The sequence below is a fragment of the Methylacidimicrobium sp. AP8 genome (assembly GCF_903064525.1).
GTDB lineage: Bacteria > Verrucomicrobiota > Verrucomicrobiia > Methylacidiphilales > Methylacidiphilaceae > Methylacidimicrobium.
The window spans coordinates 1,966,513-1,983,641 of record NZ_LR797830.1 but is presented as its reverse complement, the minus strand read 5'-3'; the positions used below and the strand labels follow the sequence as shown (position 1 = coordinate 1,983,641).

16 protein-coding genes and 2 tRNA genes are annotated in these 17,129 nt (G+C 62.2%); 16 read left to right on the top strand and 2 right to left on the bottom strand.

What is annotated here, in order from left to right; translation table 11 throughout:
• Both MTHMO_RS09245 and MTHMO_RS09240 read right to left on the bottom strand, forming a co-directional pair.
• Positions 1–636 (bottom strand): polyphenol oxidase family protein, encoded by a 636-nt coding sequence (locus tag MTHMO_RS09245; RefSeq protein ID WP_202214518.1) that lies wholly within the window; start codon positions 634–636, stop codon positions 1–3.
• Between the two features lie 67 nt (positions 637–703).
• Positions 704–778: transfer RNA gene (locus MTHMO_RS09240), tRNA-Pro, on the bottom strand.
• Positions 779–932: 154 nt separating this feature from the next.
• On the opposite strand from MTHMO_RS09240, the gene MTHMO_RS09235 reads away from it, so the two are divergent.
• From MTHMO_RS09235 to MTHMO_RS09160, 16 genes are all read left to right on the top strand, one after another.
• Positions 933–1,004: transfer RNA gene (locus MTHMO_RS09235), tRNA-Met, on the top strand.
• 172 nt (positions 1,005–1,176) lie between these two features.
• Positions 1,177–1,830 carry a cytochrome c3 family protein gene (locus MTHMO_RS09230; RefSeq protein ID WP_202214517.1) on the top strand — a complete coding sequence of 218 codons (654 nt, stop codon included), beginning with the start codon at positions 1,177–1,179 and terminating at the stop codon, positions 1,828–1,830.
• A gap of 25 nt (positions 1,831–1,855) precedes the next feature.
• Complete coding sequence (locus MTHMO_RS09225; RefSeq protein ID WP_202214516.1) at positions 1,856–5,113, top strand: 4Fe-4S dicluster domain-containing protein; 3,258 nt, start codon at positions 1,856–1,858, stop codon at positions 5,111–5,113.
• A gap of 21 nt (positions 5,114–5,134) precedes the next feature.
• The gene (locus tag MTHMO_RS09220) at positions 5,135–7,153 is read left to right on the top strand and encodes a quinol:electron acceptor oxidoreductase subunit ActD (RefSeq protein WP_237394871.1); all 2,019 of its coding nucleotides are present in this window, start codon (positions 5,135–5,137) and stop codon (positions 7,151–7,153) included.
• Positions 7,154–7,166: 13 nt separating this feature from the next.
• Positions 7,167–7,778, top strand: a complete 612-nt coding sequence (locus MTHMO_RS09215; RefSeq protein ID WP_202214515.1) for a cytochrome c — start codon at positions 7,167–7,169, stop codon at positions 7,776–7,778.
• Positions 7,779–7,780: 2 nt separating this feature from the next.
• The gene (locus MTHMO_RS09210; RefSeq protein ID WP_202214514.1) at positions 7,781–8,989 is read left to right on the top strand and encodes a hypothetical protein; all 1,209 of its coding nucleotides are present in this window, start codon (positions 7,781–7,783) and stop codon (positions 8,987–8,989) included.
• Between the two features lie 12 nt (positions 8,990–9,001).
• The gene (locus MTHMO_RS09205; RefSeq protein WP_202214513.1) at positions 9,002–9,424 is read left to right on the top strand and encodes a hypothetical protein; all 423 of its coding nucleotides are present in this window, start codon (positions 9,002–9,004) and stop codon (positions 9,422–9,424) included.
• Between the two features lie 19 nt (positions 9,425–9,443).
• Positions 9,444–10,904, top strand: coding sequence for a cbb3-type cytochrome c oxidase subunit I (locus MTHMO_RS09200; RefSeq protein ID WP_202214512.1), 1,461 nt, complete (start codon positions 9,444–9,446; stop codon positions 10,902–10,904).
• On the top strand, positions 10,901–11,488 hold the full coding sequence (locus tag MTHMO_RS09195) for a cbb3-type cytochrome c oxidase subunit II (RefSeq protein WP_237394870.1): 588 nt from the start codon (positions 10,901–10,903) through the stop codon (positions 11,486–11,488). Before MTHMO_RS09200 ends, MTHMO_RS09195 begins: the two co-directional genes overlap by 4 nt.
• The gene (locus tag MTHMO_RS09190; protein WP_202214511.1) at positions 11,485–12,147 is read left to right on the top strand and encodes a cytochrome c; all 663 of its coding nucleotides are present in this window, start codon (positions 11,485–11,487) and stop codon (positions 12,145–12,147) included. The genes MTHMO_RS09195 and MTHMO_RS09190 overlap by 4 nt, the downstream gene beginning before the upstream one ends.
• Positions 12,148–12,412: 265 nt before the next feature.
• A complete protein-coding gene (locus MTHMO_RS09185; RefSeq protein WP_202214510.1) occupies positions 12,413–14,284 on the top strand; it encodes a cbb3-type cytochrome c oxidase subunit I in 1,872 nt (623 codons plus the stop codon).
• 23 nt (positions 14,285–14,307) lie between these two features.
• The gene (locus MTHMO_RS09180) at positions 14,308–15,105 is read left to right on the top strand and encodes a cytochrome c oxidase subunit 3 (RefSeq protein WP_202214509.1); all 798 of its coding nucleotides are present in this window, start codon (positions 14,308–14,310) and stop codon (positions 15,103–15,105) included.
• 27 nt (positions 15,106–15,132) lie between these two features.
• On the top strand, positions 15,133–15,435 hold the full coding sequence (locus MTHMO_RS09175) for a cytochrome C oxidase subunit IV family protein (protein ID WP_202214508.1): 303 nt from the start codon (positions 15,133–15,135) through the stop codon (positions 15,433–15,435).
• A gap of 9 nt (positions 15,436–15,444) precedes the next feature.
• On the top strand, positions 15,445–15,660 hold the full coding sequence (locus tag MTHMO_RS09170) for a hypothetical protein (protein WP_202214507.1): 216 nt from the start codon (positions 15,445–15,447) through the stop codon (positions 15,658–15,660).
• Entirely contained in the window at positions 15,657–15,989 is a 333-nt protein-coding gene (locus tag MTHMO_RS09165) for a hypothetical protein (protein ID WP_202214506.1), read from the top strand. Before MTHMO_RS09170 ends, MTHMO_RS09165 begins: the two co-directional genes overlap by 4 nt.
• 255 nt (positions 15,990–16,244) lie before the next feature.
• Positions 16,245–17,036 carry a cytochrome c oxidase subunit II gene (locus MTHMO_RS09160; protein ID WP_202214505.1) on the top strand — a complete coding sequence of 264 codons (792 nt, stop codon included), beginning with the start codon at positions 16,245–16,247 and terminating at the stop codon, positions 17,034–17,036.
• Positions 17,037–17,129 lie beyond the last annotated feature (93 nt).

Genomic DNA, 17,129 nt, shown 5'->3' with positions numbered 1-17,129 from the left:
TCATGGCGCCAGCATGGCTACCGCCCACATCCGTCCAGTTTTTCCCTTTTCCGCCCGATAGGAAAAGTACCGGTCCAAGTGGCACGCCGTGCACGTTCCGCAGTCGAAGAGAGACCGGACTCCCAAGCTCCGAGCTTGCTCTCGGATCTGGCGCGCAAAATCAACTTCATAATGCGGAGGACGAATGCACGGGCTGATTTGGACGATGAGCCGTTCGGCCGGAGTGGACCAGCGCTTGCGAAAGCCTTCGATCGCCTTGACGACGATCCGCGCTTCGCTCCCCCTGCGGCCGGAATGGACGAGGCCGATCGCGGGAATCTCCGGATCGAAGAGGTAGACGGCGGCGCAGTCGGCTACGCGGATTTTGAGGGCGACTCCGCGGCATTCGGTGAGGAGACCGTCGACGCCCGAGTACAACCGGCAGGCGGCGTCCTCGACGAAAGCGATTCGGTCACCGTGAGGCTGCTCGGCTTCAACGACGCGGTCGGGATCGATGCCCAAATCGGCAAGCGGAGGGGCACGGTCGATCACGCTGGTGCGGAGCGAAAAGCCGTGCGGGAGCTTCTTCGCGGTCAGGGAGGGAAAAAACTCCCAGGATCGAGGACCGGTGCCCGGGGGCGCATTCCACGGCTTCATGGGCGAAATAAGCCCGGAGCGAGCCGCCTGCGGTGCGCGAAAAACCCGCTCCCACGTTCAACCCCGATCGGGCTGCAGGGATTTGAACCCTGGACCTCTTGGTCCCGAACCAAGCGCGCTAGCCAGACTGCGCTACAGCCCGCTCAAGCGGATGAGGAGATTGTAGAGGGATTCAGCCAAAGGCAAAGTTCTTTCTGGGCTTGGGGGGGTCTGGAATTTGGTTGACCTTCCCCGAGTTCCCAAAACAATAGCGGCAATCGGGTCGTGGCCGCGGAGAGGTCGGGCCGAATTCGTCGGGCAGGGTAGCTCAGCGGCAGAGCAGGGGTTTCATAAGCCCTTGGTCGAGAGTTCGATTCTCTCCCCTGCCACGCACAGGGAATGCGAGCCGGCGTGTTCTTTTCCTCGGCGTCTTGCCGGCCAAAAGGCTTGTTCCTCGGGCACCGGTGTGCTAGCCGGTTTTCAGTACGGGAGGAGGTAGCGGTATCCGGCGACGGGTTCCTCGTGCCGGGAAGAATTTTTCGGAGCGTTGAGGAATAACGAATGGCGAATCTCTTCGGGAAAGCGGCCAATGAGCTTCCCGGGAAGATCGTCGTGGGGATTCTCATCATTGCCGCCCTGACAGTTGCCGGGGTCGCCTACTACTTTACTCCCAAATACACGCGGGTCGGCTACATGCCCGAGCAGCCGATTCCTTTCGACCATTCCCTGCACGTAACGGGTCTGGGACTCGATTGCCGCTTCTGCCATAGTTTTGTGGAAAAGAGCGGCTTCTCTAACGTGCCGACGACGCAGACCTGCATGTCCTGCCATCGCATGGTCAAAGCCGACAGCCCGAAGCTGGCTGCGTTGCGGGAGAGTTGGGAAAGCGGGGAGCCGGTCCGGTGGACCCGGGTCTACCAGTTGCCGGATTACGTCTACTTCGATCACTCCGCTCACGTGAACCGAGGTGTGAGCTGCTTCAGCTGCCATGGGGAGGTGAACTTGATGAGGACTATTTATCACAAGACCCCTTTGAGCATGAGCTGGTGCTTGGATTGCCACCGGAATCCGGAATATTTCGTCCGGCCGCAGGAAAAGGTTTTCGATCTTGCCTGGACACCTCCGGCCGGGTCGCAGCAGGTCGATATGGCCAAGCGGCTGATCGAAGCGGCGAAGATCCAGCCGTCGGACAACTGCGCGGCCTGCCACCGGTAGGCGGGGCTAGGAAGAGGATGCGTTGATGGACACCAAGAACACGCGGCGGGCGACCCGTGGGAGCGATGTTCCTCCCCTCGCCGGGCGGCCCTCCTCTTTGAAGGCGAACGAACCGCCACCGGATTTTTCCTGGGATTCGATCAACCGTCGGACCTTCCTCCGGCTGATGGGGGCGTCCTTCGCCCTCGGCGGAATCGGCTTGACCGGCTGCCGCCGTCCGGAAGGGCACTTGGTTCCGTACACGGCGAGCCCCGAATGGGTGGTGCCGGGAAAGCCGCTGATCTACGCCACGGCGGCCCCCGCAGCCTTCGGCGGCGTCCCTCTCTTCGTGACCACCTATGAGGGACGGCCTACGCACTTGGAGGCCAACCGGCTCTTTTCCGATGCGGGACTGACCCCCCAGATCCAAGCTTCGATCCTCGATCTTTACGATCCGGATCGCGCCGTCGGGTTTCTGGAGAATGGCTATCCCGCCGGCCGCCAGAGGTTCACCGAGTTCCTCGGCAAGGCGATCGGATCTTGGCGGGAAAAGAAAGGGGCGGGGCTTGCCGTGATCGTCGAACCGACCGTCTCTCCGACGCTCGCCGGGCTGCGCGGGGAGTTGCAAAAGCGCTATCCGGAAGCCCTCCTCTCCACCTATTCGCCATTGGGGAGCGGAGGACGTTCGGCCGCCGCCCGCGGGCTTTTCGGCGAACGGCTCACTCTGCTTCCCCGATGGGGGGAAGCCGATGTGATTCTTTCCGTCGGGTGCGACTTCGCTTCGGGAGACCAGGAAGGGCCTTCGGCTATCCGGGGAATTGCCGCGCGGCGCCGGTTGCGGAACCCGGAGGACGAGATGAACCGGATCTACGTTGTCGAGGAGCGGCTGACGTCCGCGGGCGCTTTCGCGGATCATCGCTTGGCCTTGCGGGTGGGAGATCACGCGGCATTTCTGGCCATGGTGGCACGCGAGCTCGCGGCCGGCGGCCTCTGGCAGCTGGAGCCTTTCGGCCGGTTGGCGGAAGAGGGTTGGGGAGAGCCGGTGCAAAAGTGGGCGAAACTGGTCGCCCGGGATCTGGTCCAAGCCAAGCGGCCGCTGATTATGGCGGGTCGGGACGCTCCCGCTTCCGTGGCGCTGCTCGCCTTGGCGATGAACATGGCTTTCGGAAGGAGGTCGGCACTCGCTCTCATTCCTCCATTGGAGGACGAGGCACTGCCTCTGGAGGCGGTTGCGGAAGAGATTCGGAAGGAAAATGTTCAGGCTCTTCTGATTCTCGGAGCCAACCCCGTCTACACCGCGCCTGTGGATCTCGATTGGCTGCGACTGCAGCGGAGCGTGCCGCAGGTGATCCATCTCGGCTTGTTAGCCGACGAGACGGCGCAGGCGAGCCACTGGCATGCACCCATGGCTCACTACTTGGAAAGCTGGGGGGACGCCTTCGCGCCCGATGGGACCTACCTAAGCGCCCAGCCCATGATCCTGCCCTTTTACGGTGCGCTTTCGGAGATCGACGTCCTGGCCGCCCTGTGCGGAGAAGCGGAGGCCTTGCGGCCGCCGGAAAGCCCGAGCCCGACGCAGCTTTCGCAGCCTCCGCTTGCGGGAGGACCTCCTTTGTTGCCGTTGCCCGTTGCGGCGAGAAAGGTCCAGGAGAGCTTCATCCGACTCTGCCGCATCGAGGAAAAGGATCGGGCGGAAGCATGGCGGCGGTGCCTCCACGACGGCTTTTGGGCGGGAAGCGCCCCTAGCCCGCTTTCTCCGGAGCCACGCTGGGAGCAGGCGGTGCGGATGGTTGCCGAAGAGCTGGCGCGCAGGCCCGCCGCGCGGGGCCTCGAGCTCTCTTTCTACCCCTGCGCCAAAATCGGCGACGGGCGTCAGGCCAACAACGCTTGGCTGCAGGAGCTGCCCGATTTCATCACGAAGCTCACCTGGGATAATGCGGTCCTCATGGGGCCGCGGACGGCCCGGGAGCTGGGGCTCCCCCCCGGAGGCGGAGACCTCCGCCGGGCGGAGCTCGTGGTGCTGGAATGCGGAGGCCGTCGGCTGGAGGCCGCGGCGCTGGCCGTTCCGGGCCACGCGGAGGGCTCCCTTTCGATTGCCCTCGGGTACGGACGCTCCTTCGGTGGGAGGGTGGCACAAGGCCACGGGTTCAACGCCTACCGGCTCCGGACTCGGGATACGATGCGTTATGCCTCCGGGGTTTCCGTGATCCGGACCGGGAGGAGCTACCCCGTCGCGCAGTCGCAAACCCACGCGGACCCGGGAGATCGGGGAGTGGTGCGGGAGGGCAGTCTGGCGGAATACCGTGCCGTGCCCGATTTCGCCAGGCGGGAGGATGCGGAAGCCCGTTCGGTCCCGGAAGTTTCTATCTATCCCAACCCATACGGGGCCAAAGAGCCCGGGCCGGCCTACACCCAAGGCGTGACCAAAGGCGCCTACCAGTGGGGGATGGTCATCGACCTAGGTAGCTGCGTCGGTTGCAATGCATGCGTGATCGCCTGCCAGAGCGAAAACAACATTCCGATCGTAGGCAAGGGGCAGGTGATCCGGGGCCGGATCATGCAGTGGATCCGCATCGACCGGTATTTTACGGGTCCCGAAGCCGATCCGCGCACAATACCCGAGCCGATGCTTTGCCAACAGTGCGAGAATGCTCCCTGCGAAGCGGTCTGTCCGGTTAACGCCACGGTGCACAGCGAGGAGGGGCTCAACGTCATGGTCTATAACCGCTGCATCGGCACACGGGCCTGCGCGGCGAATTGCCCCTACAAGGTCCGCCGGTTCAACTTTTTCGATTTCAACAAGCGCGACGTGTTGAAGACCAAGAAGATAGGCCCATGGTCGGTGGGGAATCTCTACTTGGGCCCCTTCGGGGCGCTGGGAAGCCCGCTGACCGTGCAGATGCAGCGCAATCCGAACGTGACCGTACGGATGCGCGGGGTGATGGAAAAGTGCACCTTTTGCGTACAGCGGATCGAGCAAGCCAAGATCGCTACTCTGGTTCAGGCGCGCGACGGCGTCCCGCAACGCATCCCCCGCGACAGCGTGCGGACTGCGTGCCAGGAGGCATGTCCGGCCGACGCGATCGTGTTCGGAGATCTGGCCGATCCGGAGAGCCGAGTTTCCCGCTGGAAGGCCGACTCCCGAGCCTACCGCGTGCTGGAATACCTCAATGTGCGCCCGCGGGTTTCCTACCTAGCGCGCATCTACAATCCCAATCCCGATCTGGGCGGAACCGAGTCGTTCCCGAAGGCGGGTGAGCCGGAGAAGGGCCCGAGCGGGACAGCCGGCGAGCGCGCCGGCTAAAAGGGCGCGCGGAAGGAAGGAATGAAGATGCCGAAGGTGGAGAACACGATCGATCGGGCGGAAAGCGGGCGGGCCATGCTCGCGCGTCCCGAGCTCGTGCTCAACGGTCGGGACGCCTCCTGGGTGAACGACGCGGTCTGCTCCGTGCTGGAAAAGCCGGCTCCTCTCTGGTGGTGGCTGGGAGCGGTGGCCTTCGGACTGCTGGCGGGGGCGGTCCCGCTGGTTGTCGTCTATTTCATCAGCACGGGTCTGGGCGTTTGGGGGCTGCAGAGCCCGGTCTTCTGGGGCATCGCGATCCTCAATTTCGTTTTCTGGATCGAGATCGGGCATGCCGGCACCTTGATCTCGGCGATCCTGCTCTTCACCCGCCAACGGTGGCGGAACTCCGTGAACCGGGCTGCGGAGGCGATGACCATCTTCGCGGTGCTCTGCGCGGCGGTCTTCCCACTTTTCCACATCGGCCGCCAATGGATGTTCTGGTACATGGTTCCGGTCCCGGAGTCCTACGCGGTCTGGCAGAACTTTCGTGCTCCGCTTCTTTGGGACGAATTCGCCGTGGGCACCTATTTTACGGTCTCTTGCCTGTTCTGGTATTTCGGGCTGCTTCCCGACATCGCCTCCCTTCGGGATCGGGCGACCACCCTATGGAAGAAGCGCCTCTATCACGTGCTCTGCTGGGGATGGACTGGTTCCCTCCGCGCGTGGCACCACTATGAAGCGGGATATCTCTGCCTGGCCGGCGTGGTGAGCGTGCTGGTGATCTCCGTCGCCTCGGTGGTCTCGACCGACTTCGCCACCACCCTTGTGCCCGGATGGCACACCACCATCTTCCCGCCCGATTTCATTACCGGAGCGATCTTCAGCGGATTTGCGATGATCGTGACGCTCATGGTGCCGCTCCGGGCCGCTTATCCTCAGCTCAAGGATATGATCACGGAGAAGCACCTGGACAACATGGCGAAGATCCTCTTGGCGACAGGATCGCTTGTCGGCTACTCCTATCTCATCGAGCTCTTCATGGCCTGGTATGGAGCCAATCCCTTCGAACGATACACATTTTGGAATCGGATTACCGGCCCGGATGCGTCCACGTACTTCTTCATGTTCGGTTTCAATGTCGTCCTTCCGCAAATCTTCTGGTTTCGACGCTGCCGAATCCAACCTTGGATTCTCTGGACGGCTTCGATACTCATCAACGTGGGCATGTGGTTCGAGCGCTACTCGATCATCATCGTCAGCCTCGAGCGGGACTTTCTGCCCTCCTCCTGGCGCCACTATCTGCCGACCTGGGTGGATTGGGGGCTCTTCTTCGGAAGCGTCGGCCTCTTTTTCTTCCTTTTCCTGCTCTTTCTTCGGGTCTTGCCTGCGATTTCGATCGCCGAGATCAAGACCCTGCTGAGCGGGCCGCGGCGCCGGCGGATACCCGAGCCGGAGCCTCGGCAGGCGATGCGACCCCCGCGAGGCGAGATCTACGGATTGGGAGCCGAGTTTTCTTCCGAAGAGGAGCTGCGGAGAGCGAGCGAGGAGACCCGGCGGAAGGGATACGTCTGGTGGGACGCCTATGCGCCCCATCCGATTCACGGAATGGATCGGGCCATGCACCTTCCCAAGTCCCGCGTTTCCTTCTTCGTGCTTATGGGAGGTTTGCTCGGTCTTTTGATCGGTCTGGCCATGGTGACGGCCACCTCGATTCCGCGGCCGGCATTCCTCCACAGCCGGACGACGAGCCAGCTGCAGGGCCTCTTTTACGCGACCGTCGTCCAAGGAAAGCCCTATTTCAGCCTCCCCGCCTTCGTCCCCATATTGTTGGAGATGACCATTCTTTTTGCCGCGTTCAGCGCCTTTTTGGCGGCCGTACTTCTCTCCCGTCTCCCGCGACCGCATCATCCGGTGTGGAATTGGCAGGAACTCTCTCGGCGGGCGACCGACGATGGATTTTTTCTGGTGATCGAAGCCCGGGATCCCGCTTTCTCACCGCTGGAGAGCTGGCAATTCCTGGAGCGCTTGGGAGGGAAACAAATCACCTATATTCCGCGATAGGCCGTTCGGGATCATGCGCACCTTCCTCTTGTTCATCGCCTGCCTGGTCTTTGCGGTCGTCAGCGTGACCGGGTTCCGCGGCACCAAGACGACGCGGAGCCCGATCGAGATCTTTCCCGACATGGTGCGACAGGCCAAAGTAAAGGAGCAGGCCCCGAGCCTCTTCTTCCCGGACGGCCGGGCGAGCCGGTATCCCGTCGCGGGCACGGTGCCGACCGTTGATCCGGTCGATCGTCCTTACCTGAGCACCGGAATGATTGGCGATTACTGGGGCGATGGCATCCCCATTCCCGTGAACGCCGAAACCATGAAGAAGGGGAAGGAACGCTTCGAGATCTTTTGCAGCGCCTGCCACGGGGCGACCGGAATGGGAAACGGCATTGCGACCCAGTACGGGCTTGTCGGAGTGCCGAACTATCATTCCGACCACACCCGGCAGATGCCTGACGGCCAGATCTTCTATGTCATCACCCATGGCCAGGGGCTGATGCTGGGGTACGGTGCCAACCTGAGCGTGGAAGAGCGCTGGGCTATCGTCGCCTATATCCGAGCCTTGCAACTCAGTCAGAATGCAACGCTTGCCGATGTTCCTATCGCGGAACGGCCGGCTCTCGAGGGGAAATAGCGATGAGACATAAGGAGTGCGCTCCCGAGCTTCGCGGGGCCGTTCGCCTTCCGGCGGGCCGCCTGAAAGCCGTCGGCGGGTGGTTGCAAGGAGCCGGCGTGCTCCTCTTGGCCGCATCGTTCGGCGGTGCCTGGTGGCAGCCCAAGGAGTTTTTTCATAGCTGGCTCTTTTCGTTCTTCTTCTTCTTCAGCCTTTGTGCCGGAGCGCTCTTTTGGGTGCTGCTCCACTATGTCACCAACGCGGGATGGGGCGTGCTCCTGCGACGGCAGGTAGAAAACCTCGCCACCCTCTTCCCATGGGTCGCTTTCCTCTTTCTGCCGATCCTCTGGGATGTGTTTTGGGGACATCACCTCTACGAGTGGACGAGTCCGGCTCTCGCTCGTGATCCGGCGCTTCATGCAAAATCCGCCTATCTTAATCTCCCGTTTTTCACGATCCGGGCGGTATTTTTCTTCGTCTTTTGGATTGCCGCCGCCTGGTTCTTCTGGAACGGCTCCTGCAGCCAGGACGGCGACGGGGATCCCTGGCATACGGTGCGGATGCAGAAGCTCTCCTACGGCCTCCTCGTCATCTACGGCGCCTGCATGACCTTCGCGGCTATCGACTGGCTGATGGGCCTCGACTTCCGCTGGGGCTCGACGATTTGGGGAGGCTACATCTTCGTAGGGGCTGCCGGGGCGAGCCTGGCTCTCTGGATTCTCATCCTCCTCTGGCTACGGGGGAGGGGCTATCTCCCGCAGATGACCGAAGAGCATCTTCACCTCCTCGGCCGGCTGCTCTTCGCCTTCACGGCCCTGTGGGCCTATTTCGCCTTCAGCCAATACATGCTGATCTGGTACGGAAACATTCCGGAGGAGACCTACTTTTTCATCCGCCGCAATATGGGGAGCTGGAACGGCTTCGCCATCGGTCTGGTGGTTGGCCGGTTCTTCGTCCCCTTTCTCTTGCTTCTTCCGCAGGGGACCAAGCGCAATCCGAAGACGCTCGCGCTGGCGGCCGGGTGGGTGGTGTTGATGCAAGCGGCCGAGCTCTATTGGCTTGTTCTTCCGGGAGTATTCGCAAACGGGGTCTCCGTGGGAGTTCTTGAGTTCTCCATTTGGGCGGGGATGGGGTGCCTTTTGGCGGGCGCCTTCCTCCGGCGATTGGTCTCCTGCGAGATTTTCCCCAGGCGTGACCCCCGGTTGCAGGAGTCGTTGGACGTGATCGGCTAGAGGAGGATCTGCATGTCGGAGGCAGCAGCGGGAAGCGGAGTGCGCGAAAAGGAGGCGGGAGGGCCCGGCGGCGGGAGCGGCTTCCCGGGCATGACGAGCTACCTGTGGGCCGTGTTTCTGCTCGTCTGGCCGGTCGTCGGTGTTTTTCTCATGACCCGCAGCTTGACACAAGCGGAGGAGGCGGCAGAGAAGCGGGCTCAGGCCGAGCGGGTCAGCCGGCTCGAGGCCCTGCGCAAAGCGGATCGCGAGACGCTGGGCCGCTACCGTTGGATCGATCGGGAGAAAGGGGTGGTCGCAATTCCCATCGCGCGGGCCATGGAGCTGGAGGAGGAGCGGTTGAAGAGCAAGAAGGTAGGGCCGTCGTCCGTTCTGCTGCCGGGTGCGCTTTTGCGGCAGCCGCCTCCGCCGGCGCCAAAACCCCAACCGGCAGGCTGAGGGCGAAGGAACGGCAACCATGGCGGAATCTTCGGAATCGGGCGAAACGCCGGTGAAGTCTCTGCGCGGGGACGGGGCATCGTCCTTGCGCGTCCCTATCCTGGGACTGATGATTCCGGCCGCCGTCTGGCTCTGGGCGGCCAGCGTCCTAGCGCTGCTCGGCAGCCTCAAGCTCGTCGATCCCCGCTTTCTGGGCACCTGGGGTTGGCTCAGCTTCGGGAGGATCAGCCCGGCAGCTTTCTTAGGCTTCGTCTACGGATTCGGCGTCCCCATGGGACTCTCTGCGGCGCTCTGGGCCGTCACGAAGGGCGGGAAGCTTCCCCTCCTGGGCGAGCGATGGTTCCTTGCCTCGTCTTTCCTCTGGAATTTCGGATTGTGGAGCGGGATCACCGGAGTATTGGCCGGAGAGAGCCGCTCTCTCTCCTGGCTCGGATTGCCGGCATTTTCCCTGCCTTCGCTCGGGATGGCCTATCTGCTTTCCGCGGGCTGGCTGGTCGCCACCTTGGTGTGCCGGTGGGAGGAAACCTCGCTCGCGTCCCGATTTCTGCTCCTAGGTCTGGTCTGGATTCCGTGGGCGGGAGGCGCGGCGGTGCTCGTGCTGCACGAGCCGGCGGCGCGCGGGGTGGCGATGGGATCGCTCGAGTGGTGGTTTAACGACGGGCTGCTCTATGCGGGTCTGGGAGCCTTTGCGCTCGGGGCGGTCTATCTGCTCGTCCCGGACTATCTCGGTCGACCGGTGGCATTCGCGGGGCTGGGCCGCTGCGCCTTCTGGGCTTGGGCGGTTCTCGCGAATCTGGCCGGCATGGCTCATCTGGTGGGGGGGCCGTTTCCACTCTGGATAGTGTCATCGGGGGTCTCTTCCCGTTTTCTGCTGTGGGTGGCGGCGGTCGCGATTGGCTTAGGCTTTTGGGAGGCGGCACGCCGGGCGCCGTCCCCGAAGAAAGGGCAGGGGAGGGCCGGCTGGGATTTCCTGAGATTCGGCATGGTGGCTTTCCTGGCGGCTTCGGGGCTCGGGGCGCTGCTTGCCCTTCCGACTTGGAGCCGCTACGTCCACTATACTGTCCTGGAAGAAGCGCAGCTGACACTCTTCCTTTACGGTTTTTTGGGCATGACCTTTTTTGCTCTGCTCTACGCCGTCTTGCCGCGGGTGCTCGGCAGGCCCTGGCCTTCCCCGGGACTGGCGAAGGCGCATTTTTTGTTGAGCAGCTACGGGATCAGCTTTCTGGTCGGCTTATTGGCCGTCGGCGGGCTCTTTCAAGGGTTTGCCCTCGATGACGCCGAGCTTCCCATCCATGAGGTGATCCTTTCCCTTCTTCCCTTCCTGCGGAGCGCAGCGGCTCCGGCGCTCGCGTTGCTGGCGGCCCATGCGGTCTTCGGCCTCCATCTCCTGTGGCTCCTTGTCGAAAGTGGAGCGAATCCGAGCCCGGAAAATCCCGCGGGCTTTTCCGGCGCGGCGATCGAAGGAGCGCGAATGCCGTGAGGGGAGCCAAAGGGGTGCTCTTAGGGATCCTCCTGGCGACAGGAATGGGGTGGCTGCTTTTTGTTTGGCTGCCCCTGACGAAGCTCGGAGGGGCCTCCCCGGGCGGCGCGCCCTTCGGGCGGGCCGCTGTGGGCGGGCGGATCTACGCGGCCAACGGGTGCGCCTCCTGCCATACCCAGGTGGTTCGGCCGGCGAACCTCGGATCCGATATCGCCCGCGGCTGGGGCTCCCGCCGGACGATCCCCTCGGATTACCGGGAGGATCACATCGTCCCGCTGGGGGTGCTCCGTCTCGGACCGGACCTGGCCGACGTGGGAGAGCGCCGGACCGATGCCCGCTGGTATTACCGGCTTTTGTACGATCCGCGGACGATCTTCCCGGGCTCACTCATGCCGTCCTACCGGTACCTGTACGCGCGTGTGCCCCTGCTGGGGACCCCACTGCCCGATGCCTTGCCCCTTTCCGGACGGAATGCCCCTGCGCCGGGATTTCAGGTGGTGCCGAGGCCGGAGGCGCGGGCGCTGGTGACGTACCTGCTCTCCCTTAAGAGAACACCGCCAGCCGGCACGCACAACACCCAATGAACCACGAATCCGATCCGCAAAAGCTTCCGCCGACGGATTCGCCGCGGGAGAGAATCCCGTGTTCCTTTATCGTGTTCGCATCGTGGATCATTCTCCTCGCGATCGCCTATTTCCTCCGGTACAACGGCGGCTTCCGCTGCGACGTCTACGATGCGAGCGGGCTGCTGGCAGGCTGGACGCCCACGGCCCCGGGATCCGCCGCACGGACGGCCAATGCTCCGGGGGGGGAGGAGCCGAAGCCGGCGGCCGTCGATCCCGTCGCCCTCGGCCGGGAGCAGTACCAAGCGAATTGCGCCGCCTGCCATCAACCCAACGGGCAGGGAATGACCGGCCAGTTTCCCCCGGTCGCCGGCTCGGAATGGGTCGATGGCGATGCCCGGGTGTTGGCGGCTATCGTGCTCGGAGGGCTCCAGGGGCCGGTCAAGGTCGCGGGGGCTGAATACAACGGGATGATGCCCGCCTGGAAGACGGTGTTGACCGATGAGAAGATCGCCGCCATCTTGACCTTCCTGCGCCAATCGTGGGGGAACCATGCCTCCCCTGTCGGCGAACAGGAGGTAAAAGCGGTGCGCGCCCAATTGGGCGGGCATTCCGGGCCGTGGAAGGTCGAAGAGCTTCGGGATCTATCGGCGGGGAAGGCGGAAAAGAAAGGCCCGTAGAGCCCGGCTGAGCGGGCGCGAAGATATCCGGGTCCGGAAGGTCGGCCTCCGGCAAATCTCCTAGGAGAGATCTTTCCAAACGCCCTGTCGGAATGCCGAAGGCGGATGAGAGCGGCATCCGCATGGCTGCTAACTTGTTAAGACAAGCTGGAAAGAAAATGCTTGTCAGCCAGGAAGAAAAGAATTCACTTGTAGCGGGAGGGGGCATCGAGAGTACGCTGGCGCCCCAAAATTTCTGAGAAGCGCAAAACGGAGTGCGGTTGATATGGACGAGGTGAAGCACAAGACGGCACAGTCGGAAGGCGGCAAGGGCGGGGGGGTCTCCCACGGGCACGATCATTCCGGGCACCATCCGGAGTTGTCTTGGTGGAGACGGTATGTCTTTTCCACGGACCACAAGGTGATCGGCATCCAATACATGATCACCTCCCTGCTGGTGGCCCTTTTCGCTTTCGGTCTGATGATCGTGATGCGCTGGCAGCTTTCTTTCCCTGGCAAGCCCGTCCCCGTGATCGGTCCGCTGCTGACCTCCGTTTTCGGGGCCAACCTTGCTCCGGGCGGGGTGATGACTCCGAACCTCTACAACTCCTTCGGAGCCATCCACGGGACGATGATGATCTTCATGGCGATCGTCCCTGCGCTCTTTGCCGGCTTTGGCAATTTCGTCGTTCCCCTGCAGATCGGCGCTCCCGACATGGCGTTTCCGCGGTTGAACATGGCGAGCTTCTGGACCTTCTTTGCGGGTGTGCTGATCATGCTGGTGAGCTTCCTAGTGCCCGGAGGGGCGGCGAAGTCGGGCTGGACCTCCTACCCGCCCCTGGCCGACATCGTGGATACGGGAATGGGCTTCCATCCGATCCTCAACGGCCAGACTCTCTGGCTGATCGGCATGGCCTTCAACATTACGGGGTCGCTGCTCGGTTCCATCAATATCATCGCCACGATCATCCAACTGCGCGCGCCGGGCCTCCACTGGATGCGCCTTCCGGTCTTCGTCTGGTCGGAGCTCGTGACCGCGTTTCTCTTGCTCCTCGCGTTTCCGCCGCTGGAATCCGCCGCGTTCATGCAGCTCATGGACCGGCTCTTCGGCACGAGCTTCTTCTCGCCCGACGGCCTGATCGTCGGAGGGCGCCGCTGGCCGGTCAGCGGAGGCGGCTCCGCGCTACTCTGGCAGCATCTCTTCTGGTTCCTAGGGCACCCGGAGGTTTACGTCCAAATTTTGCCCACGATGGGAATCGTCGGAGAAGTGTTTGCGAACAACACGCGGAAGCCCCTTTGGAGCTATAAGACCTTCGTCTACTCGATGCTGGCGATCGGATTCCTTTCGATGGTCGTCTGGGCCCACCACATGTACATGACCGGCATGGGCCAAAGCATCAGCACCTTCTTCCAGATTTTCACCACGATCATTTCGATCCCGTCGGTTTTGCTGGGAACGGTGCTCCTGCTTTCCCTGTGGGGCGGGTCGATCCGGTTTTCCGTCCCCATGCTCTTTGCCCTCGGGTGGCTGCCGATGTTCGGCATCGGGGGGTTGACCGGATTACCCCTCGGCTGGACCGCCTCGGACATGGTCCTGCACGACACCTACTACGTGATCGGCCACTTCCACTACATGATGGCGCCGGCCTCCATCCTGGGCCTTTTTGCCGGAATCTACTACTGGTTCCCGAAGGCGACCGGCCGGATGATGAACGAATTCTGGGGCAAGGTGCACTTCTGGATGACGATCATCTTCTTCAACGGCGTCTTCTTCCCGATGCTCATCCAAGGATTTGCCGGAGTCCACCGTCGCTGGTACGACGGCGGGGCCGGCTGGCAGATGGCCCACAACGTGCTCTGGCTCAATCAAGTGATGTCCTTTTCGGCCTGGATTCTCGCGTTAGGCCAAATTCCGTTCATCATCAATTTCTTCTGGAGCATTTGGCACGGCAGGAAGGTGAATTCGGACAACCCCTGGCAGGCGAACACCCTGGAGTGGGCGGCGCCGACGCCTCCCGGCCATGGCAACTTCCCCCATCCGATGGTTGTCTATCGCGGGCCTTACGAATACAGTGTTCCGGGCGCTGCTAGCGATTACCTGCCCCAGTGGGTGAAGGAAGAAAGCGGGCGGCCCGAAGCGAAGCCATCCACCGTCTAGTCGCAGAGGAAGCAGCGATGGAAATGGAGATTCCTTATACCGTTACGGCCCGGCCGGATACCGGCGCCTACAACGCAAAAATCGGCATCTGGCTCTTTCTGGCCTCGGAAGTGATGCTGTTCGGCGGCCTCTTCTCCGCCTACATCTTTCTGCGGATGGGGTCGACCCATTGGCCTCACCACCTGCTGAACGTGCCGATGGGGCTTTTCAACACCTTCGTTCTGATCACCTCGAGCATCACCATGGTGATGGCCTGGACGGCTCTCAAGATGCGCCAGTTCCAGAGCTATCGCCGCTGGCTGGGGGCGACGTTGGCCTGCGGGGTCCTCTTCCTCTGCGTAAAGACGATGGAATATAAGGACAAGTTCCACCACTACGGGGTTATCCTCAATAACGGTCAGGAGATCACCGGGCACTTAGAAATGACTCCGGAGGAGGCGCAAAAGAGCAGCGTGCTTCGCATTCTCCCGGATCCGGAGAATGCCGGCAGCTTCGGTTATCAGCTCCAATCGGTGTTCGGCCGCCCGGCCTCCGGCGCAGAGGAGAAGGTCCTCGAGATTCCCAAGAGCGAGATCCAATGGTGGTCGAACTTCACTCCTCGCTACAGTACGTACCTTGCCACCTATTTTACGATGACGGGGCTTCACGGCCTGCACATCATCGGCGGATTGCTGGTGCTCGGCTATTTCTGGGGACCGGGTGCTAGTCTCTATCGTACCAATCCCGAGCATCTGGCCAACCGCGTGGAGGTGGCGGGGCTCTTTTGGCATTTCGTGGATCTGGTCTGGATCTTTCTCTTCCCCACCCTCTATCTTCTTTAGAAGAAGCAATCCCATAGGATGTCCTTTATGAGCGAAGAATCGCACGATCCCCGGAAGCAGATTGCTGCGTACGTCAAAGTCTTCGGCCTCCTCCTGTTTCTTGCGGTGATCAACGTCGCCGCCTCCTACCTCCCCTTAGGCGCGGGCAACTTGGGCGTAGGCCTGCTGATCGCGGGAACCCAGGCGGTCTTGGCCGTGGGAATCCTGATGCACTTCTTTTTTGAAAAGAAGACGGTGCATCAGCTCATGGGGATAGCCGTCGGCACCGTCGTCATGTTGCTTGTCGTCTTCTTTTGGTGTTACTTAGATCAGTTGAACTCTGCAAAATAGGAGGCTGCCGTGTCCCTTCGCCAATTCCATCTGCTCTTCGTGAGCATCGTCACCTGCCTCTTCCTGGGGTTGGGCGGCTGGGCGCTGGTCGAATACCACCAGCAGGAAAGTCAGGGAAGCATCTTGGTCTGGCTGGGGGTAGCGTCGTTGGCGACGGCGGTCGGCGTGGTCATTTACGGTGTCTGGTTCTTGCGGAAAACGCGGCGGCTGGGATTGATCGAATGAAGAAACTCCTGAGTGTCTTGTTATCCGTAGGAGGGGGGCTCCTCTTCCTGGGTGCGCTCGGCTTGATCGCGATCGCGGAGCGTTCGTTTTCTTCGATCGCCGACATTCCTGCACAGGGACACGAGCCTGGAGACGCTGCGGCCTGGGCCTTGGTCGGGATCGCGCTCATCCCGATCGGAAGCCTGCTGTTCTTTGTATGGAGCCTCTACCGCCGCTCGCAAAAGCCTCCTCCCGCGTATGCGGAATTTCTCGAAGGAGCAGGGTGGGAAGATTGCGGGTCCCGCGTGAGGACGCCTCACCGCGGAACAGGGGGTGCCCTGCGGTGGTAAAAAAAAGGGAGAACACGCCGGTGAGCACACGCAGAAACGTTGGGGCGCTTCCCATCCTTGTTCTCGGAGTTATGAACGCCTACCCGGCCGTGGGCCGGGCGTGCGCCGTGTGCGGCCTCCCCAAATCCCAGGCGACCAGGGGCATCTTGCCCGCCGTGCTGCTTATGCTGGTCCTCCTTGGGCTGGTCTTCGGGGCTTTTCTCCGTTTCTTTATCCGGGCCGGGAGGTCCAAAAATCAATCGGAGGGGTTGAATCGTGTTCGCACTTCTTCTTGAGCTGACGGGCATTTCCCGCTGCATGTCCGAGCATGGCAGGCAGATCGACGAATTCATGGAGATCATTCTCTGGTTTTCGCTGATCCTCTTCGTCATCTGGTTCAGCTTCTTTGTCTACTCGCTGGCGCGCTTTGGGGCGGCGAAAAACCCCCATGCGAGCTACGAGGGGCTCAAGGCCTCATGGCCCAAGCACCTTGAGTGGACCATCATCTTTGCGGAAATGGTGCTGCTCTTCGGGTTTTCCGTTCCTTTGTGGGGAAATCGGGTGCTCAACCCGCCGGGGCCGGGAGAAGCGGTTACTCTGGAGGCGGTGGCCCAGCAGTTCGGTTGGATCTTTCACTATCCGGGGCCTGACGGAAGGCTAGGGCGGCGGGACATGCGGCTGGCGGACGCGATGAATCCCATCGGCCTTGACAAGAGCGATCCGGCTGCCAAGGACGACATCATCACCATGAACGAGATGCATGTCCCTGTGGGCAAGCCGGTGCTCATCTATCTCGGCTCCCGCGACGTGGTGCACAACTACTATGTGATCCAGATGCGGATCCAACGGGACGCGATCCCGGGCCTGACGATCCCGATGTGGTTCACCCCGACGCATACCGGGCGCTTTGAGATCGCATGCGGCCAGCTTTGCGGCGTTGGACATTTCGCCATGAAGGGTTTCCTCGTTGTTGACACGGCCGACGACTACGAGGCTTGGCTCAAGCAGATGGGGCAGCTTTCCCGGACCAAGCCTCCCGTCGGCGACACGGCCGTGGCGCGACGTTAGCCCGAGAATCTGCTCCCTCCGCCCATTCCATTCCGCGAAGAGCCATTTCTATCTTCACTGCCTAACAGCCATTTCTCACAAATTTCGTAGCCG